The organism is Rhodovulum iodosum (assembly GCF_041020385.1).
Classification (GTDB): Bacteria; Pseudomonadota; Alphaproteobacteria; order Rhodobacterales; family Rhodobacteraceae; genus Rhodovulum; species Rhodovulum iodosum.
This window is the reverse complement of record NZ_JBEHHI010000003.1, coordinates 315893-338277: the sequence shown is the minus strand read 5'-3', so window position 1 is coordinate 338277 and position 22385 is coordinate 315893. Positions and strand designations below refer to the sequence as shown.

The window sequence follows — 22385 nt, the reverse complement described above, 5'->3', positions numbered from 1 at the left end:
AGACGACCCATGGAAAAAGTTCTCGGGCATTCGGCAAGTCACGATGCCAAGGACCTGATCAACGCGGCGCTCGATGGCGCGCGGGCGCTGCCACAGGAACGCATCGCAGCACTGGCCGATGCCTATGGCACCGGCGCGCTGGGCGGCGACATCCTGCGCGAGGCCGCCAGCCGCCACGGCAACGCGATCTATGCCGACCACACCGCGCGGGCCAAGTCCGCCCTCGACAAGATGGCCGCGCTGGCGGTCGAGGCGGCCACCGGACAGGGCCGCGAACGCGCCGCGGATTTCACCGCATACCTGCGCGACGCGTCCGAACGCTGGGTGCTGGCGATGGACGTGCTGCGCCGTCGCGGCGACATTTTCCGCGAGCACGAGGCCGCGGGTTGCCCGCCGGTGCTGATCTACGATTACGAGGTGATCGTCGACGGCGCCGATCTGCGCCATCCGTGCAACTACCAGCTGCTGCGGATCATCCCGCCCGAGGGCTGCCAGGTCTATGACACCAAGCGCCCCTATATCATCATCGACCCGCGCGCGGGGCATGGCGGCGGCATCGGCGGATTCAAGCCCGACAGCCAGGTGGGCGTGGCGCTGCGCGACGGGCACCCGGTCTATTTCGTGGCCTTCAAGCGGCTGCCCGAACCCGGCCAGACGCTCGCCGATGTCACCCGCGCCGAGGCCGAATTCGTGCGCGAGGTGACCCGCCGCCACCCCGACGCGGCCAAGCCCGTGATCACCGGCAACTGCCAGGGCGGCTGGGCGACGCTGCTGCTGGCCGCCACCAACCCCGACCTGACCGGCCCGATCGTGCTGAACGGCGCGCCGGTGGCCACCTGGTCGGGCGAGATCGGCAAGCACCCGATGCGCTATAACGCGGGTATCCTGGGCGGCACGTGGCAGCCCATGCTGTGGTCCGACCTCGGCGGGGGCGTGTTCGACGGCGCCAACCTGGTGATGAACTTCGAACAGCTGAACCCCAGCCGCAACTTCTTCCGCAAGTATTACGACCTGTTTTCCACCGTCGATCACGGCGCCGAGCGTTTCCTCGAGTTCGAACGCTGGTGGGGCGGGTTCTTCATGCTCAACGAGGCCGAGATCCACTGGGTCGTCGAACAGCTTTTCGTCGGCAACCGCCTGACCAAGAACACCGCGATGCTGGAGCCCGGCCGGCTGGTCGATATCAAGGCGATCCGCGCGCCGATCATCGTCTTCGCCAGCCACGGCGACAACATCACGCCCCCCCAGCAGGCGTTGAACTGGATCCTCGATGCCTATGCCAATGTCGACGAGATCCGCATCCGCGGCCAGCGCATCGTCTACATGGTGCATGAGGAGGTGGGGCATCTGGGCATCTTCGTCTCGTCGAAGATCGCCAAGAAAGAGCATACCGAGGTCTCGTCCACGCTGAAGACGATCGAGGCGCTGGCGCCGGGGCTTTACGAGATGAAGATCGACGCGGTCGAGGGCCATGGCCACGACAAGACCTTCCTCGTCAGCTTTGCCGAGCGGCGCTTTGCCGATCTCGAGGCGCTGAGCGGGGGCCGCCACGAAGAGGCCGCCTTTGCCGCCGTGGCGCGGGCCAGCCAGATGCAGTCGGAGGTCTATGATACGATGGTCCGGCCGTTCGTCAAATCCATGGTCAGCGCGCCCGTGGCCCAGGCGTCGCGCGCATTGCATCCGCTCCGCGTGCAGCGCTCGGTGCTGTCTTCGATCAACCCCTCACTCGCGCCGCTGACCACCGGCGCCGAACATGTGCGCGAGACCCGCCAGCCCGCCGACCCGTCGAACCCTTTCCTTCGGATCGAGCAACTGGCCGCCGACATGACCGAGCAATGGATGGACCTTGCCCGCGACATGCGCGACGCGGCCTACGAGATGACCTTTTACGCGATCTGGAACACGCCTTGGGCGCGCGCCTTCGGCCAGCCCAACGCGGTGCGCCGCACCCGCAAGAGCATCGAAGAGCTGCGCGCCCTGCCGATGGTGCAGAATGCGCTGTCGCACATCTCGCAGGGCGGGTTCGTCGAGGCGGTGCTCAGGATGCTGGTGCTGCTGGCTGAGAATCGCGGCGCGGTGCGGCGCGACCGTCTGGAACGCTCGGCCCGGGTGATCAACCGGGACGCCCCCTTCGCGGCGCTGAGCATGGAAGAGCGCGCGCGGATCATCCATGAGCAGACGCTGGTGGCCACCTTCGATCCCGAGGGCGCCATCGCATCGCTGCCCGACCTGCTGCCCGACCCCGCCGAGCGTGAATTGGCGGCCAAGGTGGTGCAATATGTGCCCGGCCCGGTCGACGAGATGGAACCACGCACCCTGACCATGATACAGCAGTTCCGCGAAGTTCTCGGCCTGCCGCCGGCGGTGGAAGACGTGCTGGACGACCCGCTGCAGCCGGCCGAAAAGCCCATCGGGAGTGCTGCCGAATGAAGATCGAGGAAAATCGGACCTACGACGAGATCTCTATCGGGGATTCCGCCGAGACGGTGCGGGCCTGCACGGTGGACGATTTCTATGTCTATGCCAGCTCGTCGGGGAACCATAATCCGATGCATCTGGCCAAGCATGACGGCGATGGCGACGGCAAGGAAGAAGCGGTGGCGCCCGCGATGTGGGTGGCCTCGCTGATCTCGGCGGTGATCGGCAACGTCCTGCCCGGGGCAGGAACGCTTTACCGCAACCAGACGCTGAGATTTCTCAAGCGCGCGCATGCGGGCGATGAGCTGATCGCGCGGGTCACCGTCACCGAGAAGCGCGCGGACAATTGCATCGTCATGGACACGGTCGTGACGCGCAAGTCCGACGGCGCGACGATCCTGGAGGGCGAGGCCGATGTCCTGGCGCCGCGCCGAAAGATGGTTTTCGACGATCTCGAAATTCCGGGTCTGCTGGTCGAGCGCCACCGCCATTTCGACGCGATGATCGAGCGCGCCGAGCCGCTGGCGCCGCTGCCCACCGCGGTGGTGTGCCCCGAAGAGATCAACTCGCTGGGCGGGGCGATCCTGGGCGCGCGGCACACGATCATCGCCCCGATCCTGGTGGGCAGCGCCGCCAAGATATCGGCCGCCGCGGCCGAGCTGGGCATCTCGCTCGACGACTACGAGGTGATCGACGCCCCCGACCACGCCAAGGCCGCCAACCTCTGCGTCGATCTCGTGTCCGAGGGCCGGGTGGCGGCGCTGATGAAGGGGCACCTGCACACGGAGGTCCTGCTCAAGGCGGCGCTGCGAAAGGAAAACGGCCTGCGCGCCGGGCGCCGCTTTACCCATGTCTTCGTGATGGACGTGCCGGGCGTTCCGCACCCTCTGCTGGTCACCGACGCGGCAATCAACATCTCCCCAGACCTGCGCACCAAGATGGACATCGTGCAAAATGCCATCGACCTGGCCATTTCGCTCGGGATCGAAACGCCCAAGGTCGGCGTGCTGTCGGCGGTCGAGACGGTGAACCCCGACATTCCCAGTTCGCTCGATGCCGCGCTGCTGTCGAAGATGGCCGAGCGCGGGCAGATCACCGGCGGCATGGTGGATGGGCCGCTGGCGATGGACAACGCGGTGGACATCGCCGCGGCGCGTACCAAGGGCATCACCTCCGATGTGGCGGGGCGGGCCGAGGTGCTGGTGGTGCCGAACCTCGACTCGGGCAACATGCTGGCCAAGCAGCTGGCCTATATCTCTCACGCCGAGGGGGCGGGCGTGGTGATGGGGGCGACGGTCCCGATCATCCTCAATTCGCGTTCCGACGGCGACAAGGCGCGGCTTGCCTCCTGCGCGGTGGCAGCGCTGCACAATGCGCGGATCACAGGCCAGATGACGGTCAGCAAGGCGGCGGAGTAGCCCCCATGGCCCACGCGCTTACCCTCAATGCCGGATCGTCGTCTCTGAAATTCGGGTATTTCCACCTGGATACCGACGCGGGCGAGCCCGACGCGCGGATCGTCGGCCTGGTCGAGCGCATCGGCCAGGGTCAGCGCGCCCATATGCGCGCCAAGGGACCCGATGGCGCGGTCCTTATCGACAAGGAATTCGGGCGAAACCACGTATCCGATCACGGCACCGCGCTGGAACGCGTGGTCGCGTTTCTGCGCGACCGGCGCCCCGACGCCACGCTTTCGGCCGTCGGCCACCGTGTCGTCCATGGCGGCCCCGATTTCGACGCCCCGGTCGAGCTGACCGACAAGGTGATCAAGCGGCTGGCCGAGTTCGAACCGCTCGCGCCGCTGCATCAGCCGCACAACCTGTCGGGCGTGCGTGCCGCGCTGGAGCTGTTTCCCGACGCGGTGCAGGTGGCCTGTTTCGATACCGCCTTTCACCGCAATCACCCGTGGGTCAACGATACCTTCGCGATTCCGCGCCGGTTTTACGACGAGGGCGTGCGCCGCTACGGCTTTCACGGGCTGAGCTACGAGTACATCTCCAGCAAGCTGGCCGAGATTGCGCCGCATCTGCACATGGGCCGCACGATCGTCGCGCATCTGGGCAATGGCGCGTCGATGTGCGGGCTGATGGGCGGGCGCTCTGTCGCCTCGTCGATGGGGTTCACCGCGCTCGACGGGCTGCCGATGGGCACGCGCTGCGGCCAGCTCGACCCCGGCGTGCTGCTCTACATGCTCCAGACCGAGGGGATGGGGGCGGACGAGATTCAGAACGTTCTCTACAGGGAGTCGGGCCTTCTGGGCCTGTCCGAGCTGTCGAACGACATGCGCACGCTGGAAGCGGCGGCCAAGGAGAACGAGCGCGCGCGCGAGGCCATATCGTATTTCGTATTCCGCATCCGGCGCGAGCTGGGCGCGCTGGCCGCGGCGCTGGGCGGGGTCAGTACGCTGGTCTTCTGCGGCGGCATCGGCGAGAACTCGGTCCATATCCGCGAAAAGGTGTGCGAGGGGATGGGCTGGCTCGGCATGGAGATCGACGAAGGCCGCAACCTGCGCAGCGAGCAGATCATCTCGACCGATCTGAGCCGTGTGCGCGTCCTTGTCATTCCCACCAACGAAGAACTCGTGATCGCGCGGGCGGCCCGCGACATGCTGGCGCAAAAAGAGGAGACGGCGGCATGAAGCAGCGGGCCCTGAAACCCGAAGAGGCGGCCGAGCTGATCCCCGAGGGCGCCGTCCTGCTGATCGGCGGCTTCATGGGGGTTGGTTCGCCCCACCGGCTGATCGACGCCATCGCGGCGCGCGGGGTCGGGGGGCTGACCGTGGTCGCCAACGATACCTGCCGCCCGGGCCAGGGCATCGGCAAGCTGGTCGATGCCGGGCTGGTGGCCAAGGCCATCGTCAGCCATATCGGCCTGAACCCCGAGGCGCAGCGCCGGATGATCGCCGGCGAGATGGAGATCGAGCTGGTGCCCCAGGGCACCCTGGTCGAGCGCATCCGCGCCGGCGGTGTGGGCCTGGGCGGCGTGCTGACCCATACCGGCGTCGGCACGCTCGTCGCCGAGGGCAAGCAGATCATCGAGATCGACGGGCGGAAATACCTGCTGGAAAAGCCGATTCGGGGCGATTTCGCGCTGATCGACGCGCGGCAGGCCGACTACGTGGGCAATCTCGAATACACGCTCACCGCGCATAACTTCAATCCGATCATGGCGCTGGCGGCCGACACGGTGATCGCAGAGCCGCATCACATCATGCCGGTGGGCGTGATCTCGCCCGACGCGGTCAAGACGCCCGGCGTCCTGGTCGATTACCTGCTGGAGAGGGCTCAGTGATGGACGTCAAGGAAATCATCGCCCGCCGCGTGGCGCAGGAGGTGCGGGAGGGGATGCTGGTCAATCTCGGCATCGGCCTGCCCTCGATGGTGGCCAGTTTCGTACCCGACGACATGCACGTGTTCTTCCAGGCGGAAAACGGGGTGATCGGCCTCGGCTCCCGTCCGCCCGAGGGGATGGAGGACCGCGACCTCACCGATGCCGGGGGCGGTTTCGTCACCGCGGTGCCGGGCGCGGCCTCGATCGACAGCGCGATGAGCTTTGGGCTGATCCGCGGCGGGCATCTGGACATGACCGTGCTGGGCGGTCTTCAGGTCGATGAGAAAGGGTATCTGGCCAACTGGATGGTCCCTGGCAAGATGGTGCCCGGCATGGGCGGCGCGATGGATCTGGTCACCGGCGCCAAGCGCGTGATCGTGGCGATGGTCCACACCCAGAAGGGCAAATCCAAGATCGTTCCCGAATGCACCCTGCCGCTGACCGCCGACCGGCGCGTCAGCCTGATCGTCACCGAAATGGCGGTGATCGAGCCCACCGACGACGGGCTGGTGCTGCGCGAACGGGGCCCGGGTGTGTCGGTGGAGGACGTGCAGGGCGCCACCGAGGCGGCGCTGGTGGTGCACGGCGAGGTGCCCGAGATGGCGCTGGGCTGACATCCGACAGGGCGTTGCCGGGCCGCAACAAACCTGTTGCAGGCAGGCCCGCCGATCTCCTTGCCGATCTGCGCGCGGGCCAATCCATGACGCGCGTGTTTTCGACCGCGCCCGCCGAGACCTGCCTTGGGATGGGGCTTCCGATCGGCTCGGACGACAGCCTTCTCGCCTGAGCCGCGCAATCGGGCACCTCTGCTGAGGAAGTGACCGCCCAAGGGCGCCTCGGGCCCCGGCTGCGCACGTTCTGGTGTGTTGCAGTTGCAGCCGGGGCGGTTCTTGTGAATAAGGCTGCGGTGACTTCGATGACAGTCGGCCGGGTCGCCAACGCCCCGGTCGCTTCCGCCTTGGAGGGCGATCTCGTGACCTCAGCCGATCTGCGCGACAGCATCCTGCGCCACCTGACCTACGACCTGGGCAAAGAGCCGGAGATGGCCGAAATCCATGACTGGCGCATCGCGCTGTCGCTCGCCCTGCGCGAGCGGATCGTGGACCACTGGTTCGCCTCGATGCGAACGGCGCGCCATTCCGGGGCAAAGCGGGTCTACTACCTGTCGATGGAATTCCTGATCGGCCGGCTTCTGGAAGATTCGATGGTCAATCTCGGTCTGGAAGAGGCCGCCGACAGGGCGCTGACCGATCTGGGCCTGAACCTGCAGGACATCCTCGCCGACGAGCCCGACGCGGCGCTCGGCAATGGCGGCCTCGGCCGGCTTGCCGCCTGTTTCATGGAGTCGCTGGCCACCGTCGGCTGCCCGGCCTTCGGCTATGGCATCCGCTACGAGCACGGCCTTTTCAAGCAGCGCTTCGTGCAGGGCCGGCAGGTGGAAGAACCCGAGGACTGGCTGCAACAGCGCCCCGCCTGGGAGTTCGAGCGCAGCGACATCGCCTTCAAGCTGTGCTTTGGCGGCGAGGTGTCCGAGGATGGCGGCAAGGCCGTCTGGCACCCCGAAGAGGCGGTGGTGGCCAAGGCCTACGACACGCCGATCATCAGCTGGCAGGGCCGCTGGGCCAATACGCTGCGGCTGTGGAGCGCGCGGCCGCTGCACGGCTTCGACCTCGAGCGGTTCAACCGCGGCGAATTCGCCGCCGCTGCCGAGCCCGAGGCGCTGGCACGCACCATCAGCCGGGTGCTGTACCCCGACGACACCACGGAACAGGGCAAGGAGCTGCGGCTCAAGCAGGAATTCTTCTTCACCGCCGCGTCGCTGCGCGACATCCTGCGCCGGTTCGAGGCCGAACATGACAACCTGCGGCTGTTGCCGCAAAAGGCCGCTATCCAACTCAACGACACGCACCCGGCCATCGCCGGGCCCGAGATGGTGCGGCTGTTGCATGACGAGCGGGGGATGGAGCTGGACGAGGCCATCGTCACCGCGCGGGCGTGCCTGTCCTACACCAATCACACGCTGATGCCCGAGGCGCTGGAACGCTGGCCCGAGCACCTGATGCACCGCCTGCTGCCGCGCCACATGCAACTGATCGAGCGGATCGACGCGGCGCACGCGGTCAAGCAGCCCACGCGCCAGGTCAGCGCGCTGGAGCACGGCGAGGTCAAGATGGGCGAGCTGGCCTTCATGATGGCGCACAAGGTCAACGGCGTGTCGGCGCTGCATACCGAACTGATGAAAAGCACGGTCTTCGCCGAGCTGCACCGCCTGCACCCCGACCGCATCGTGAACCAGACCAACGGCGTGACCCCGCGCCGCTGGGTTCTGTCGGCCAACCGGCGGCTGTCGGCGCTGATCACCGACACGATCGGCGAGGGCTGGGTCGACGACCTGGAACAGCTGGAGCAGCTCGAGCCGTATTTCGGCGATGCGGGCTTTCTCGACCGCTACGCCGCGGCCAAGCGCGAGAACAAGGCCGATCTGTCCAACTGGCTGGCCACCGAGATGGACCTCAAGGTCGACCCCACGGCGCTGTTCGACGTGCAGATCAAGCGCATCCACGAATACAAGCGCCAGCACATGAACCTGCTGGAGACCATCGCGCTGTGGAAGGAAATCGCGGCCAATCCCGATGCGGGCTGGACGCCGCGGGTCAAGATCTTCGCAGGCAAGGCCGCACCGGGCTATGTCTTTGCCAAGGAAATCGTGCACCTGATCAACGAAGTGGCCGCCGTGATCAACGCCGATCCGGTGACCGCGCCCTATCTCAAGGTGGCTTTCCTGCCGAACTACAACGTGACGCTGGCCGAGCGGCTGATCCCGGCGGCCGATCTCAGCGAACAGATCTCGACCGCCGGCAAAGAGGCCTCTGGCACCGGCAACATGAAATTCGCGCTGAACGGCGCGCTGACCGTGGGCACGCTCGATGGCGCCAATGTCGAGATCCGCGAGCGGGTGGGCGAAGAGAACTTCTTCCTCTTCGGGATGACCGCCGACGAGGTGATTGCCCGGCGCGAGGTGCCGGGCCACGCCGCCCAGGCGATCGAGGCCGACGCACGGCTTGCCGGCGCGCTGGCCGACATCGGCGAGGGGCGGTTTTCGCCCGACGATCCCGGGCGCTACCACGGGGTGACGGGCAACCTCAGCCACCACGACTATTTCCTCGTCTGTTCGGATTTCACCGCCTATTGGGAGGCCCAGCGGCGCATCGACGCCGCCTTTGCCGACCAGAACGCCTGGATGCGCATGGCGGCGATCAATACCGCGCGGTCGGGCTGGTTTTCGTCCGACCGGGCGATCAGGGGCTACATGGCCGACATTTGGAACGCCGAGGCGCTTGAGGTACCCGGCCCCGGGGATGTGTTGCATTCGGGACGTCAGGCCCTAGGCTAGGGCGCATGTCACACCCTGCAAAGACGCCCGCCGCGCCCGACCCCGAGTTGCAGCGCCTGCTCGCCGCTGCCCATGACGACCCGTTTGCCTTGCTCGGTCCACATCGTCGGGGTGGGCAGACCGAGGTGACGGTCTGCCACCCGGGCGCCGCCGCGATGGCCGCGCTGGTGGGCGGCGAGGCGCATCCGCTGGCGCCTGTGCCGGGCCTGCCGGGGCTCTTCCGCGGCCCCGTTGCCGACACACGGGACTATCGCCTGCGCGGCGAGGCCGCCGACGGCACGACATGGCAGGCCGACGATGCCTACCGCTTCGGCCCGGTGATCGGCGAGATGGACGAATACCTCTTGGGCGAGGGCACGCATCAGCGGATCTGGCAGGTGCTGGGCGCCCATGTGCGCGGCCACGAGGGCGCGCGCGGCACCCATTTCGCCGTCTGGGCGCCGAATGCGGCCCGCGTGTCGGTCGTGGGCGATTTCAACCAGTGGGACGGGCGGCGCCACCCGATGCGCCGGCGCGGCGCGACCGGCGTTTGGGAGATCTTCATTCCCGACCTCGGCGAAGGTACCGTCTACAAGTACGAATTGCTGTCGGGCGACGGTACGGTGCTGCCGCTCAAGGCCGACCCGGTGGGCTTTGGCGCCCAGCACCCGCCGGAAAACGCCAGCGTGGTGCGCGATATCTCGGGCTACGGCTGGGATGACGGCCCCTGGATGGGCCACCGTGCGGGCAACAACGCGCGCACCGCGCCGATCTCGATCTACGAGGTGCATCTTGGCAGTTGGCGGCGCCGGCTCGACGAGGGTGGCCGCCCGCTGTCCTACAAGGAGGCGGCCGAGGAGCTGGTCGATTATGTCGCCGACATGGGATTTACCCATATCGAGTTCCTGCCGCTCACCGAGTTTCCCTTCGACGGCTCCTGGGGGTATCAGCCCATCGGGATGTTCGCCCCCACCATCCGCCACGGCCCCCCGCACGAGTTCCGCGACCTCATCGACGCCGCCCATGGCCGCGGCCTCGGCGTGGTCATGGACTGGGTGCCCGCCCATTTCCCGGCCGACAGCCACGGGCTGGCGCGCTTCGACGGCACCGCGCTTTACGAACATGCCGACCCGCGCGAGGGGTTTCACCGCGACTGGAACACGCTGATCTACAATTACGGCCGCACCGAGGTGGCCAATTTCCTGATCTCCAACGCGCTATACTGGCTGGAGGAATACCACGTCGACGGCCTGCGCGTGGATGCCGTCGCCTCGATGCTCTACCGCGATTATTCGCGGGACGAGGGCGAATGGGTGCCCAACATCCATGGCGGGCGCGAAAACCTAGAGGCGATCGCCATGCTGAGGCGGATGAACACCACCGTCTACGGCGAGGTGCCGGGGGTGCTGACGGCGGCCGAGGAAAGCACCAGCTTTCCCCAGGTTTCGCAGCCGGTCGACAGCGGCGGCCTGGGCTTTGGCTACAAGTGGAACATGGGCTGGATGAACGACACGCTCAATTACATCGAGCGCGCGCCGATCTATCGCAAGCACCACCATTCCCAGATGACCTTCGGGCTGGTCTACGCCTTTTCCGAGAATTTCATCCTGCCGATCAGCCATGACGAGGTGGTGCACGGCAAGGGCAGCATGCTGTCCAAGATGCCGGGGCCGGACTGGGAACAGTTCGCCAACCTGCGGGCCTATTACGGCTTCATGTGGGGGCATCCGGGCAAGAAGCTCTTGTTCATGGGCCAGGAGTTCGCGCAGCGGTCGGAGTGGAACCATGCCGCCCAACTCGAATGGGGGCTGCTGGAGGCGCCGGCGCACGCGGGCGTCCAGGCGCTTGTGCGCGATCTCAACCGGCTTTACCGCGACACGCCGGCGCTGCATGCCAAGGATTGCGAAGGCGACGGCTTCCGCTGGATCGAGGCCGACGCGTGGGAGGACTCGATCTTTGCATGGCTGCGCATCGGCAACCCGGACGACGAACCGGTGGCGGTGATCTGCAATTTCACCCCGGTCGAGCGTACCGGCTGGCGCTGCGGTCTGCCCGCCGCGGGGCGCTGGCGCGAGGTGCTGAACACCGATGCGGCGCTTTACGGCGGCGGCGACCGGGGCAATCTGGGTGGTGTGACGGCAACAGACACGCCCCATCACGGGCTGCCCGCGTCGGCCGAGGTAACTTTACCGCCGCTCTCGGTGCTATTCCTGAAGCAGCAGCGGACGTGAGGAAAGGAAACGGCACCGATGGAGATGCGCTATAGCAGGCTGTCGAGTCGCAGCATGGCCTTCGTTCTCGCCGGCGGCCGCGGCAGCCGACTGAAAGAGCTGACCGACAGCCGGGCGAAGCCGGCCGTCTATTTCGGCGGCAAGACGCGGATCGTCGATTTCGCGCTCTCCAACGCGCTGAATTCCGGCATCCGCAAGATGGCGGTGGCCACCCAGTACAAGGCGCACAGCCTGATCCGGCATTGCCAGCGCGGCTGGAATTTCTTCCGCGCCGAGCGCAACGAATATCTCGACATCCTGCCCGCCTCGCAGCGCGTGGCGGAAAACAAGTGGTATCTCGGTACCGCCGACGCGGTGACGCAGAATATCGATATCGTCGACAGCTATGGCGTCGATTACGTGCTGATCCTGGCCGGCGACCACATCTACAAGATGGATTACGAAATCATGCTGCGCGAGCATGTGCAAAGCGGGGCCGACGTCACCGTGGGCTGCCTGACCGTGCCGCGAGACGAGGCCAGCGCCTTCGGGGTGATGGCGGTGGACGGGACCGACCGCATCACCGATTTCATCGAGAAACCGGCCGATCCGCCGGCAATGCCCGGCGACCCGGACCACAGCCTCGCCTCGATGGGCATCTACGTCTTCAATTGGAAATTTCTGCGCGATCTGCTGATCCGCGATGCCGAAGACCCCAATTCGACCCACGATTTCGGCGGCGATCTGATCCCCGACATCGTGAAGAACGGCAAGGCGATGGCCCACCGCTTTACCGACTCCTGTGTCAAGGACCGGCCCGCCGCGCCGGCCTACTGGCGCGACGTGGGCACGGTCGACGCGTTCTGGAAGGCCAATATCGACCTGACCGATTTCACCCCCGATCTCAACCTCTGGGACCGCGACTGGCCGATCTGGACCTATTCCGAAAGCGTGCCGCCGGCGAAATTCATCCATGACGAGGAAGACCGGCGCGGCTCGGCGGTCTCGTCGATGGTCTCTGGCGGCTGCATCATCTCGGGGACGGAGGTTCGCAACTCGTTGCTCTTTACGATGGTGCACTCCAATTCCTTCTCGGTGCTCGATCACGCGGTGGTGCTGCCCTACGTGACGGTGGGCCGACATGCGCGGCTCAGCAATGTGGTCATCGACCGGGGCGTGGTGATCCCCCAGGGCCTGGTGGTTGGCGAAGACCCCGAGGAAGACGCCAAGTGGTTCCGCGTGACCGAGGGCGGCATCACGCTGATCACCCAGAACATGCTGGATCGGAGAGCGCAGGGATGACGCGCGTCCTGTCGGTCGCCTCGGAATGCGCGCCGCTGGTCAAGACAGGCGGGCTGGCCGATGTCGTGGGCGCGCTGCCCGGCGCGCTGGCCGCCGAGGGCTGCCAGATGCGCGTGCTGCTGCCCGGGTATCGGGCGGTGCTGGATAAGGCCGGCGATTTGCGCCCGGTCCACGATCTGCCCTACCTCTTCGGCGCCCAGGCGCGGGTGCTTGCGGGCCAGGCGGCCGGGCTGGAGCTCTACGTGATCGACGCGCCGCATCTCTATGACCGGCCCGGCGGGCCCTATATGGACGAGGCCGGCCGCGACTGGGACGACAACGATCTGCGCTTTGCCGCGCTCTCATTCGTCGCCGCCGTGATCGCCGACGAGGGCATCGACGGCTGGCGCCCCGAGGTGTTGCATTGCCACGACTGGCAGGCCGGGTTCGCCCCGGTCTACCTGCAGGTGCGCGGCGCGCAGGAACGTACCGGCACGGTGATGACGGTGCACAACATCGCCTTTCACGGCCTGACCGCCGCCGACCGGCTGGAGCCGCTGGGCTTGCCCGGCCGCAGCTTTAGCACCGACGGGTTCGAGTATTACGGTGATATCTCGGCGCTCAAGGCGGGGCTGGTGTTTTCCGACAGGCTGACCACGGTCAGCCCGACCTATGCGCGCGAATTGATGACGCCCGAGTTCGGCCACGGGCTGGACGGGGTGCTGCGCACCCGGCGCGCGGATCTGGCAGGGATCCTGAACGGCATCGACGACACCGTGTGGAACCCCGCCCAGGACCCCCACATCGCCCCCTACAAACAGCCCCGCGGCAAGGCGAAAAACCGCGCCGCGCTGATCGAGGAGATGGGCCTTTCCGACGGCGAGGGTCCGCTTTGCGTGGTCGTCTCACGGCTGTCCGAGCAAAAGGGGCTGGATTTGCTGCTCGAGGCGTTGCCGGCGCTTTTGGAACATGGCGGGCGGCTGGCGCTGCTCGGGTCCGGCGACCGGGCACTGGAAGAGGCGTGGCTGGCCGCGGCCGAAACGCAAGAGGGCGTGGCCGTGCGCATCGGCTATGACGAGGCGCTGTCGCACCGGATGTTCGCCGGCGGCGACGCCGTCCTGGTGCCCTCTCGGTTCGAGCCCTGCGGGCTGACCCAGCTTTACGGGCTGCGCTATGGCACCGTGCCCGTGGTGGCGCGCACCGGCGGGCTGGCCGATACGGTGATCGCGGCAAACGAGGCCGGCCTCAGGGCCGGCGTTGCCACCGGCGTGCTGTTCCGCCCCGATTCAGAGGACGCGCTGGAAGAGGCGCTGACCCGCACCTGCGCGCTTTACCGCGACGAGGCGACGTGGCGGCAGTTGCGCCGCAACGGGATGCGCCACCCGGTGGGCTGGGGCCCGGCCGCCGCCGAATACGCGGCCCTTTACCGGAGCGTCGCCCGCCCGTGACCGAGCTGCCCCTGACGATGACTGCCGGCCAGCCCGCCCCCTTGGGCGCCACCTTCGATGGCGAGGGCGTCAATTTCGCGGTCTTTTCCGAGCATGCCAGCCGGGTCACGCTGGCGCTGTTCTCCGAGGATGGCGCAAGGGAACTGGCCGATCTGGACCTGCCCGAGCGTACCGGCGCGATCTGGCACGGCTATGTCGCGGGGCTGCGCCCCGGCCAGCAATACGGGCTTAGGGTGCACGGCCTCTACCGGCCCGACATGGGGCACCGCTTCAACCCCCACAAGCTGCTCGTCGATCCCTATGCCAAGCGGCTGACCGGCCATCTGCGCTGGCACGATGCGCTGATGGGCTACGAGGTCGGCGCGAAAGCCGACGATCTGTCGATCGACACGCGCGACAGCGCGCCCTACATGCCGCGATCGGTGGTCGTGGACCCGGCCTTTTCCTGGGGCGACGACGCCGCCCCGCAGGTGCCGACGGATCAATCGGTGATCTACGAGGCCCATGTAAAGGGGCTGACCGCGCTGCACCCCCGCGTGACCAAGCCCGGCACCTTTCTCGGCCTCGCCGAGGAGCCGGTGATCGAGCATCTGCTGGACCTCGGGGTTACCGCGATCGAGCTTTTGCCGGTGCAGGCCTTTCTCAACGACCGCTTCCTGGTCGAGAAGGGGCTGACCAACTACTGGGGCTACCAGACGCTGGGCTTTTTCGCGCCAGAGCCGCGTTACATGGCCAATGGCGACATCGCCGAGTTCCAGCAGATGGTGGCCACGCTCCATACCGCGGGCATCGAGGTGATCCTCGACGTGGTCTATAACCACACTTGCGAAGGCAACGAGATGGGTCCGACCCTGGCCTTTCGGGGGATCGACAATGCCAGCTATTACCGCCTCGCGGACAACCCGCGCCACTATGTCAACGACACCGGCACCGGCAACACGCTGAACACCGGCCACCCGATGGTGATGCGCATGGTGCTGGACAGCCTGCGCTACTGGGTCGAGGTGATGCATGTCGACGGGTTCCGTTTCGACCTCGCCGCGACGCTGGGCCGGCGCCCGCACGGGTTCGACCGCGACGCCTCGCTCTTGCAGGCGATCCGGCAGGACCCGGTGCTGGCCAAGGTGAAACTGATCGCCGAACCCTGGGATATCGGCCCCGGCGGCTATCAGCTGGGCGCCTTCCCGCCACCCTTCATGGAGTGGAACGACAAGTTCCGCGACGGTGTGCGCCGTTTCTGGCGGGGCGATCCGGGGCGCGCGCCCGATCTGGCCGAACGCATCACCGGCTCGGCGCTGCAATTCGACCATTCGGGCCGGCCTGCCACGACATCGGTCAATTTCCTCACCGCCCATGACGGCTTTACCCTGACCGACGTGGTCTCTTACGTGGAAAAGCACAACGAGGCCAACGGCGAGGGCAACCGCGACGGCCATTCCGAGAATTTCTCGGACAATATGGGGGTGGAGGGGCCGACCGAGACCGCGTCGGTCAATACTGCCCGCGCGCGGCGGCGACGCAACATGATGGCCACCCTTTTGGTCAGCCAGGGCACGCCGATGATCCTGGCGGGCGACGAGATCGGCCACAGCCAGGGCGGCAACAACAACGCCTATTGCCAGGACAACCCCACCGCCTGGATCGACTGGGAGGCCGCCGACGACGCGTTTCTCGCCTTTACCCGGCGGGCCATCGCCTTTCGCAAGGCGCACCCGGTGCTGCGCCAGCGGATGTTTCTGCATTCGCGCGAGCGGGCCATCGACGGGCTGGAGGACATCTTCTGGCGCCGCGCCGACGGTGAGCCGATGAGCCAGCAAGACTGGGAAGACCCGGAATTGCGCCTCATTGCCGTCGAGATGCGCACCGCGTCCGGCACGCCGCCCTATGCCGCGCTGGAAACCGCCGTCTTCGCCGTGTTCAACGCCGGCGCGTCGGTTCGGGTGGTGGTGCCCGAGGCGCCCGAAGGCGAGGCGTGGAGCCTCCATCTCGACAGCTCGCGGCCGACGCTTGCACCGCGCAGCCTGCGCAGCGGTGCCTTTAAGGTGGCGGCGGATTCTGTCGCGGTTCTGGTGCTGGAGCCCACGGCATGAGCGACGAGGCGCTTTACGAGCTGGCCCGCGCCGTCGGGGTGTTCATCGACTATTCCGACCAGATGGGCGTGCACCGCGTGGCCCCGCCCGAGACGCTGCGTGCGGTGCTGGGCGCCATGGGGCTGGCCGCCGGCCACGAGGGCGAGGCGCGCGACACGCTGGACCGGCTGCGCGCCGCCGAGGCCGCGCGGCCCTTGCCCGACTGGGTGATCGGTGAGGCGGGCGAACCGGTCACGCTCCGCCCCGCGCGGGGCGGCCCCTGGGCGCTGCGCCTGGAGGACGGCCACGAATTGGAGGGGCAGGCCGAAGACGGAATGCTGCACCTGCCGCCCTTGCCGCTGGGCCGGCACCGGCTGACGCTGGGCGGACATGGCACCACGATCCTGTCGGCGCCTGCGCGCCTGCCGCTGCCGCCGCGCGGCTGGGGCGTGACCCTGCCGCTTTACGGGCTGGCCGAAGGGGCGGGGCTGGGCGATTACGCCGATCTGGCCGCGGTTGTGGCGGGGCTTGCCCGGATAGGCGCCGGGTTCGTGGGGCTCAACCCGATCCATGCGGGCTTTCCCACCGATGCGAACAATTTCAGCCCCTACGCCCCGTCCAGCCGGCGCCGCTTCAACATCGCCCATGTGCCCGTCGACATCCCGGGCCAGCCCGGCGCGATGATCGACTACGGCGCCGAGCTGCCCGCGCGTCTGGCCGCGCTGCGCGCCGAGTTTGCCGCGTCGAACCCCGATGCCCCCGACTTTGCCGCGTTCCGCCGCGCCAGCGGGGCGGGCCTTGCCCGCTTTGCCACGCACCAGGCGCTGTCCGACCGGCTGGGGCCCTACTGGTGCCACTGGCCCGACGCCTATCGCAGCCCCGACAGTGCCGTGGTGGCCGAGTTTGCCGCGGCGCATGCTGGCGAGGTGACGTTTCACGCCTGGGCGCAATGGCGCGCCGAGGCGCATCTGGCCGAGGTGCGGCGCGTCGCCGAGGCGGGGGGCATGGCCCAGGGGCTCTATCTCGATCTCGCGGTCGGGGTGAACCCCGCGGGGGCCGAGACCTGGGCCGCGCCCGACCAGTTTGCCCGCGGCGTATCGCTGGGGGCGCCGCCGGATGCCTTTGCCGCCGACGGGCAGACATGGGGCCTTGCCCCGTTCAACCCGCGCGCGCTGCTGGCCCAGGGCTTTGCGCCGCTGGCCGAGACGCTGGCCGCGCAGCTCCGCTTTGCCGGGATGCTGCGGATCGACCATATCCTGGGGTTCGAACGCGCCTTCTGGGTGCCCGAGGGCGGCCTGCCCGGCACCTATGTGGCCATGCCCCGCGACGCGCTGATGGCGGTTGCCCGCATCGAGGCCGCGCGGGTCGGTGCGGTGATCGTGGGCGAGGATCTGGGAAATATCCCCGAGGGCCTGCGCGCGGCGATGGATGCCTCGGGCCTTTTGGGCTGCCGCGTGGCGATGTTCGAGCGCGACTGGCACGGTGATGGCCACTTCCTGCCGCCAGAGGCCTATCCCGATACGGTGCTCGCCTCTTTTTCCACCCATGACCTGCCGACCTGGGCGGGCTGGTGCGCGGCGCGTGACATCGACTGGCACCAGCAACTGGGCCATATCGACGGCCATGCCGCCGAAGGGGCGCGGGCCGGGCGGGCCCACGAGGTGCAGCTCTTTCGCGATGCGCTGGGCGGGGGCGAGGCCGACGCGCTGCACGCCTTTCTCGGCCGCACGCCCGCGCGTCTGGTGGCGGTGCAGGCCGAGGACGTGCTAGGCCTCGACGAGCAGGCCAACCTGCCCGGCACCGTGCACGAGCACCCCAACTGGCGCCGCCGCCTGCCCGTGGGCGCGGCCGCGCTGGCGGCCGACCCGCGCATGCGGCGCACCGCCGAAATCCTTTCCAGCACAGCACGATAGGACGAGCCGATGCAAAAGATCACCGTTCAGAGCAAGCCGATCGCGGGGCAGAAACCCGGCACCTCGGGGCTGCGCAAGAAGACCCATGTCTTCATGGAAAGCCACTATCTGGAGAATTTCGTGCAGGCGATCTTTGCCGCCATCGGCGGGGTTGGGGGCAAGACCCTGGTGCTGGGTGGCGACGGGCGCTATTTCAACGACCGCGCCGCGCAGGTGATCCTGCGCATGGCCGCGGCGGGCGGCGCGGCCAAGGTGATCGTGGGGCAGGGGGCGCTGCTGTCGACGCCGGCGGCGTCGAACCTGATCCGCACCCGCAACACCGATGGCGGCATCATCCTGTCGGCCAGCCACAACCCCGGCGGCCCGCAAGAGGATTTCGGGGTCAAGTTCAACACTCCCAATGGCGGCCCGGCCCCCGAAGAGGTGACCAACCGCATCTACGAGGCGACCAAGGCGGTTACCTCCTACGACATCTACGAGACCCACGATGCCGACCTCTCGCAGGTGGCGATCACCACGATGGGCAACATGGAGATCGAGGTGGTCGACCCGGTGACCGATTACCGGGCGCTGATGGAGAAGCTGTTCGATTTCGACGCCATCGCGGCGCTGATCGCGGGCGGATTCACGCTGCGCTTCGACGCGATGCACGCGGTCACCGGCCCCTATGCCAAGGCCATTCTGGAGGGCGCGCTGGGCGCGCCCGAGGGCAGCGTGATCAACGCGGTGCCTTCGCCCGATTTCGGCGGCGGACACCCCGACCCCAACCCGATCTGGGCCAAGCCGCTGGTCGACCTGATGATGGGCGAGGACGCCCCCGATTTCGGCGCAGCCTCGGACGGCGACGGCGACCGCAACATGGTCCTCGGCCGCGGCGTCTATGTCACGCCGTCAGATAGCCTGGCCGTGCTGGCGGCCAACGCGCATATGACGCCGGGCTACAAGGGCGGGCTGAAGGGCGTCGCGCGCTCGATGCCGACCTCGCGCGCGCTCGACCGGGTGGCCGCCGCGCGCGGGCTGGACTGCTACGAGACCCCCACGGGCTGGAAGTTTTTCGGCAACCTTCTGGACGCGGGCCGCGCCACGCTCTGCGGCGAGGAAAGCGCCGGCACCGGATCGGACCACGTGCGCGAAAAAGACGGGCTTTGGGCCGTGCTGATGTGGCTGAACATCCTGGCCGAGACGAAGGTTTCCGTCGCGGCCATCATGGACCGGCACTGGCGTGAGTTCGGGCGCAACTATTACTCGCGCCACGATTACGAGGGGCTCGACAAAACCGCCGCCGAGGCGATGCTCGACGATCTGCGCGCGCGATTGCCCGACCTGCCGGGGCAGAGCTTTGCCGGGCTGACCGTCGCCAGCGCCGACGAGTTTGCCTATGACGACCCGGTGGACGGATCGCACAGCGCGGGCCAGGGTCTCCGCATCGGGCTTGCCGGGGGCGAACGCATCGTCTTTCGCCTGTCGGGCACGGGCACGGCGGGGGCCACGCTGCGCGTCTATCTCGAAGCGGTGGAGGAAGACCCGGCACGGCTCGACCGGCCCACGGACGAGGCGCTGGCCGATGTCATCGCCGCGGCCGACGCGATTGCCGGGATCGAGAAGAAAACCGGCCGCACCGAGCCCGACGTGCGCACCTGATCGGCCGAAAAGCGCCTTGCCGGTCGCGGGGATGATGAGCCGCGTCAGGGCCAGCAGCCCCGCTCAAGCACCGCCTCGCGCTTCGGCCGGGTGACGCTGCGCGCGACCGGCAGGTGCAAGCAGCCCGAATTGGCGCGCCCTACGCGGCGCGGGGTGTCCGTGCGGCGCGGCGCTGCTGTGCCGCCTTGACACGGATCAACGCCAGCGCCGCATGGCCTGTTACCCTCGGCGCCAAAACGGTCATCACATCGGGAGAAGCGGCCAATGGCGGAAAATGTGCTTTGGTTCGAGAATTTGCGCCGCGGCGACGTGGCCACGGTGGGGGGCAAGAACGCCTCGCTGGGCGAGATGGTGGCCGAGCTTTCGGAGCAGGGCATCAAGGTGCCCGGCGGCTTTGCCACCACCGCCGATGCGTTTCGCGCCTATCTCGACCATAACGAGTTGAATACCCGCATCGCCGAGACGCTGGCCGCGCTCGACGCGCACCGGATCGAGCTGGCCGAGGCGGGCGATCGCATCCGCCGCATGATCCGCGAGGGGCACTGGCCCGACGACATCCTGAACGACATCACCGCGGCCTACGAAGAGCTGTCGAACCGGGCCGGGGTGGCCGATGTCTCGGTCGCGGTCCGGTCTTCGGCCACCGCCGAGGATCTGCCCGACGCCAGCTTTGCCGGCCAGCAGGAGACCTATCTGAACGTGCACGGCGTGGCCGCGCTGCTGGCCGCCTGCCGGCGCTGCTATGCCTCGCTGTTTACCGACCGGGCGATCACCTATCGCCGGCTGAAAGGCTTCGACCACTCCAAGGTGGCGCTTTCGGTGGGTGTGCAGCGCATGGTGCGGGCCGATACCGGCGGCTCGGGCGTGATGTTCTCGATCGACACCGAGACGGGCTATCCCGACATGGTTCTGATCAACGCCGCCTGGGGGCTGGGCGAAAACGTGGTGCAGGGCGCGGTTAACCCCGACGAATACCAGGTCTACAAGCCGTTCCTCGACCGCGAGGGGATAGACCCGATCCTGGAAAAGGGCCTGGGCGCCAAGGAAAAGAAGATGATCTATTCCGCCCGCGCGGCCGGCACCACGCGCAACGTGCCCACCTCGAAGGCCGAGCGCGGGCGCTTCGTGCTGTCGAACCCCGAGATCGTGGAACTTGCCCGCATGGCGGCGACCATCGAGAAACACTACGGCTGCCCGATGGACATGGAATGGGCCCGCGACGGGGACACCGGCGAATTGTTCATCGTGCAGGCGCGGCCCGAAACCGTGCAATCCCGTGCCGACGCCGGTGCCTTCCGCAGCTACACGCTGGGCAAGACCGGCGAGAAGATCCTGACGGGGCTGTCCGTGGGCTCGGCGATTGCCACCGGCCATGTCTGCATCATCGAAAAGGCGCGGGATATCGACCGTTTCGTCGAGGGCTCGATCCTGGTGACCTCGACCACCGACCCTGACTGGGTGCCGATCATGAAACGCGCCGCGGCGATCGTCACCGACCATGGCGGCCGCACCAGCCACGCCGCCATCGTCAGCCGCGAACTGGGCCTGCCGGCCATCGTCGGCACCGGCGACGCCACCCATGTGCTGCATGACGAGCAGGAGGTGACGGTCTCTTGTGCCGAGGGCGACCACGGGTTCATCTACGAAGGCATCGCCGATTTCACGGTCGATGACATCTCGCTGACCGACATGCCCGAGACCAAGACGCGGGTGATGCTGAACATCGCCAACCCCGCCGCCGCCGCCCGCTGGTGGCGCCTGCCCACCGGGGGCGTCGGCCTTGCCCGAATGGAATTCGTCGTCAACAATGCGATCCAGGCGCACCCGCTGGCGCTGTTGAATTTCGACACGCTGGAGGACGAGGCCGCCAAGGCCGAGATCGCCGAGTTGACGGCGGGCTACGAGGACAAGGCAGAGTTCTTCGTGGACAAGCTGGCCATGGGGCTGGGGCGCATCGCGGCGCTTTGCTACCCCGAGCCGGTCATCGTTCGGATGAGCGACTTCAAGACCAACGAATATGCCGACCTGCTGGGCGGGCGCGCCTTCGAGCCCACGGAAGAAAACCCGATGATCGGGTTCCGCGGTGCCTCCCGCTATTATTCAGAGGCTTACAGGCCAGGCTTCGCGTTGGAATGCCAGGCGATGAAGCGCCTGCGCGAGGGGATGGGGTTTGACAACGTGGTGATGATGATCCCGTTCTGCCGAACGCCCGAAGAGGCCGACCGGGTGCTTGCGGTGATGGCCGAGAACGGGCTCAAGCGTGGCGAGAACGGGTTGCAGGTCTATGTCATGTGCGAGGTGCCCTCGAATGTGATCCTGACCGAGGAGTTCGCCAAGCGGTTCGACGGGTTCTCGATCGGGTCGAACGACCTGACGCAGCTCACGCTAGGGGTCGACCGCGATTCCGAGGCGCTGGCCGATATCTTCGATGAGCGTAACGCGGCGGTGCAATGGATGATAAAGTCGGTCATCGAGCGCGCGCACGAGGTTGGGTCCAAGGTCGGCTTTTGCGGGCAGGCGCCCTCGAACGATCCGGAATTCGCGCGGCTTCTGGTCGGCTACGGCATCGACACGATCTCGGTCACGCCCGACAGCTTTCTCGCGGTCAAGCGCAACGTGGCGGAGGCCGAATCCGGCGGATGACACGCCAAAGCCCCCGCGAACCGGACACCGGCGCGGGGGCGTCAGCCATGGGGAGGAGA

Annotated in this window: 13 protein-coding genes; all 13 read left to right on the top strand. The window is 67.6% G+C overall.

Annotated elements, in window-relative coordinates; genetic code table 11:
• Window positions 1-9: 9 nt before the first annotated feature.
• The 13 genes from Ga0609869_RS15605 (at window position 10) to ppsA (ending at window position 22326) form a co-directional block, all read left to right on the top strand.
• A complete protein-coding gene (locus Ga0609869_RS15605; RefSeq protein WP_125404757.1) occupies window positions 10-2430 on the top strand; it encodes a DUF3141 domain-containing protein in 2421 nt (806 codons plus the stop codon).
• Window positions 2427-3836, top strand: coding sequence for a bifunctional enoyl-CoA hydratase/phosphate acetyltransferase (locus Ga0609869_RS15600; protein ID WP_125404759.1), 1410 nt, complete (start codon window positions 2427-2429; stop codon window positions 3834-3836). Before Ga0609869_RS15605 ends, Ga0609869_RS15600 begins: the two co-directional genes overlap by 4 nt.
• A gap of 5 nt (window positions 3837-3841) precedes the next feature.
• On the top strand, window positions 3842-5056 hold the full coding sequence (locus tag Ga0609869_RS15595) for an acetate/propionate family kinase (RefSeq protein ID WP_125404761.1): 1215 nt from the start codon (window positions 3842-3844) through the stop codon (window positions 5054-5056).
• A complete protein-coding gene (locus tag Ga0609869_RS15590) occupies window positions 5053-5709 on the top strand; it encodes a 3-oxoacid CoA-transferase subunit A (protein ID WP_125404762.1) in 657 nt (218 codons plus the stop codon). The genes Ga0609869_RS15595 and Ga0609869_RS15590 overlap by 4 nt, the downstream gene beginning before the upstream one ends.
• Window positions 5709-6362, top strand: coding sequence for a 3-oxoacid CoA-transferase subunit B (locus tag Ga0609869_RS15585; RefSeq protein ID WP_125404764.1), 654 nt, complete (start codon window positions 5709-5711; stop codon window positions 6360-6362). The genes Ga0609869_RS15590 and Ga0609869_RS15585 overlap by 1 nt, the downstream gene beginning before the upstream one ends.
• A gap of 302 nt (window positions 6363-6664) precedes the next feature.
• Complete coding sequence (locus Ga0609869_RS15580) at window positions 6665-9142, top strand: glycogen/starch/alpha-glucan phosphorylase (protein ID WP_125404797.1); 2478 nt, start codon at window positions 6665-6667, stop codon at window positions 9140-9142.
• A 5-nt stretch (window positions 9143-9147) separates the two neighbouring features.
• Window positions 9148-11352 (top strand): 1,4-alpha-glucan branching protein GlgB, encoded by a 2205-nt coding sequence (gene glgB, locus Ga0609869_RS15575; protein WP_125404766.1) that lies wholly within the window; start codon window positions 9148-9150, stop codon window positions 11350-11352.
• An 18-nt stretch (window positions 11353-11370) separates the two neighbouring features.
• On the top strand, window positions 11371-12633 hold the full coding sequence (gene glgC / locus Ga0609869_RS15570) for a glucose-1-phosphate adenylyltransferase (RefSeq protein ID WP_438826885.1): 1263 nt from the start codon (window positions 11371-11373) through the stop codon (window positions 12631-12633).
• The gene (gene glgA, locus Ga0609869_RS15565; protein WP_125404768.1) at window positions 12630-14060 is read left to right on the top strand and encodes a glycogen synthase GlgA; all 1431 of its coding nucleotides are present in this window, start codon (window positions 12630-12632) and stop codon (window positions 14058-14060) included. The genes glgC and glgA overlap by 4 nt, the downstream gene beginning before the upstream one ends.
• Window positions 14061-14077: 17 nt before the next feature.
• A complete protein-coding gene (gene glgX, locus Ga0609869_RS15560; RefSeq protein WP_125404801.1) occupies window positions 14078-16150 on the top strand; it encodes a glycogen debranching protein GlgX in 2073 nt (690 codons plus the stop codon).
• Window positions 16147-18042 (top strand): 4-alpha-glucanotransferase, encoded by a 1896-nt coding sequence (gene malQ / locus Ga0609869_RS15555; protein WP_125404770.1) that lies wholly within the window; start codon window positions 16147-16149, stop codon window positions 18040-18042. The genes glgX and malQ overlap by 4 nt, the downstream gene beginning before the upstream one ends.
• Before the next feature lie 9 nt (window positions 18043-18051).
• The gene (locus Ga0609869_RS15550) at window positions 18052-19683 is read left to right on the top strand and encodes an alpha-D-glucose phosphate-specific phosphoglucomutase (RefSeq protein WP_125404772.1); all 1632 of its coding nucleotides are present in this window, start codon (window positions 18052-18054) and stop codon (window positions 19681-19683) included.
• Window positions 19684-19947: 264 nt separating this feature from the next.
• Window positions 19948-22326, top strand: coding sequence for a phosphoenolpyruvate synthase (gene ppsA, locus Ga0609869_RS15545; protein ID WP_125404774.1), 2379 nt, complete (start codon window positions 19948-19950; stop codon window positions 22324-22326).
• The last annotated feature ends 59 nt before the right edge of the window (window positions 22327-22385 follow it).

What these genes read in the sequence shown, in the direction of transcription:
- Ga0609869_RS15605 (WP_125404757.1), top strand. Translation starts at nt 10, where the DNA reads ATGGAAAAAGTTCTCGGGCATTCGGCAAGTCACGATGCCAAGGACCTG.
- Ga0609869_RS15600 (WP_125404759.1), top strand. Translation starts at nt 2,427, where the DNA reads ATGAAGATCGAGGAAAATCGGACCTACGACGAGATCTCTATCGGGGAT.
- Ga0609869_RS15595 (WP_125404761.1), top strand. Translation starts at nt 3,842, where the DNA reads ATGGCCCACGCGCTTACCCTCAATGCCGGATCGTCGTCTCTGAAATTC.
- Ga0609869_RS15590 (WP_125404762.1), top strand. Translation starts at nt 5,053, where the DNA reads ATGAAGCAGCGGGCCCTGAAACCCGAAGAGGCGGCCGAGCTGATCCCC.
- Ga0609869_RS15585 (WP_125404764.1), top strand. Translation starts at nt 5,709, where the DNA reads ATGGACGTCAAGGAAATCATCGCCCGCCGCGTGGCGCAGGAGGTGCGG.
- Ga0609869_RS15580 (WP_125404797.1), top strand. Translation starts at nt 6,665, where the DNA reads ATGACAGTCGGCCGGGTCGCCAACGCCCCGGTCGCTTCCGCCTTGGAG.
- glgB (WP_125404766.1), top strand. Translation starts at nt 9,148, where the DNA reads ATGTCACACCCTGCAAAGACGCCCGCCGCGCCCGACCCCGAGTTGCAG.
- glgC (WP_438826885.1), top strand. Translation starts at nt 11,371, where the DNA reads ATGGAGATGCGCTATAGCAGGCTGTCGAGTCGCAGCATGGCCTTCGTT.
- glgA (WP_125404768.1), top strand. Translation starts at nt 12,630, where the DNA reads ATGACGCGCGTCCTGTCGGTCGCCTCGGAATGCGCGCCGCTGGTCAAG.
- glgX (WP_125404801.1), top strand. Translation starts at nt 14,078, where the DNA reads ATGACTGCCGGCCAGCCCGCCCCCTTGGGCGCCACCTTCGATGGCGAG.
- malQ (WP_125404770.1), top strand. Translation starts at nt 16,147, where the DNA reads ATGAGCGACGAGGCGCTTTACGAGCTGGCCCGCGCCGTCGGGGTGTTC.
- Ga0609869_RS15550 (WP_125404772.1), top strand. Translation starts at nt 18,052, where the DNA reads ATGCAAAAGATCACCGTTCAGAGCAAGCCGATCGCGGGGCAGAAACCC.
- ppsA (WP_125404774.1), top strand. Translation starts at nt 19,948, where the DNA reads ATGGCGGAAAATGTGCTTTGGTTCGAGAATTTGCGCCGCGGCGACGTG.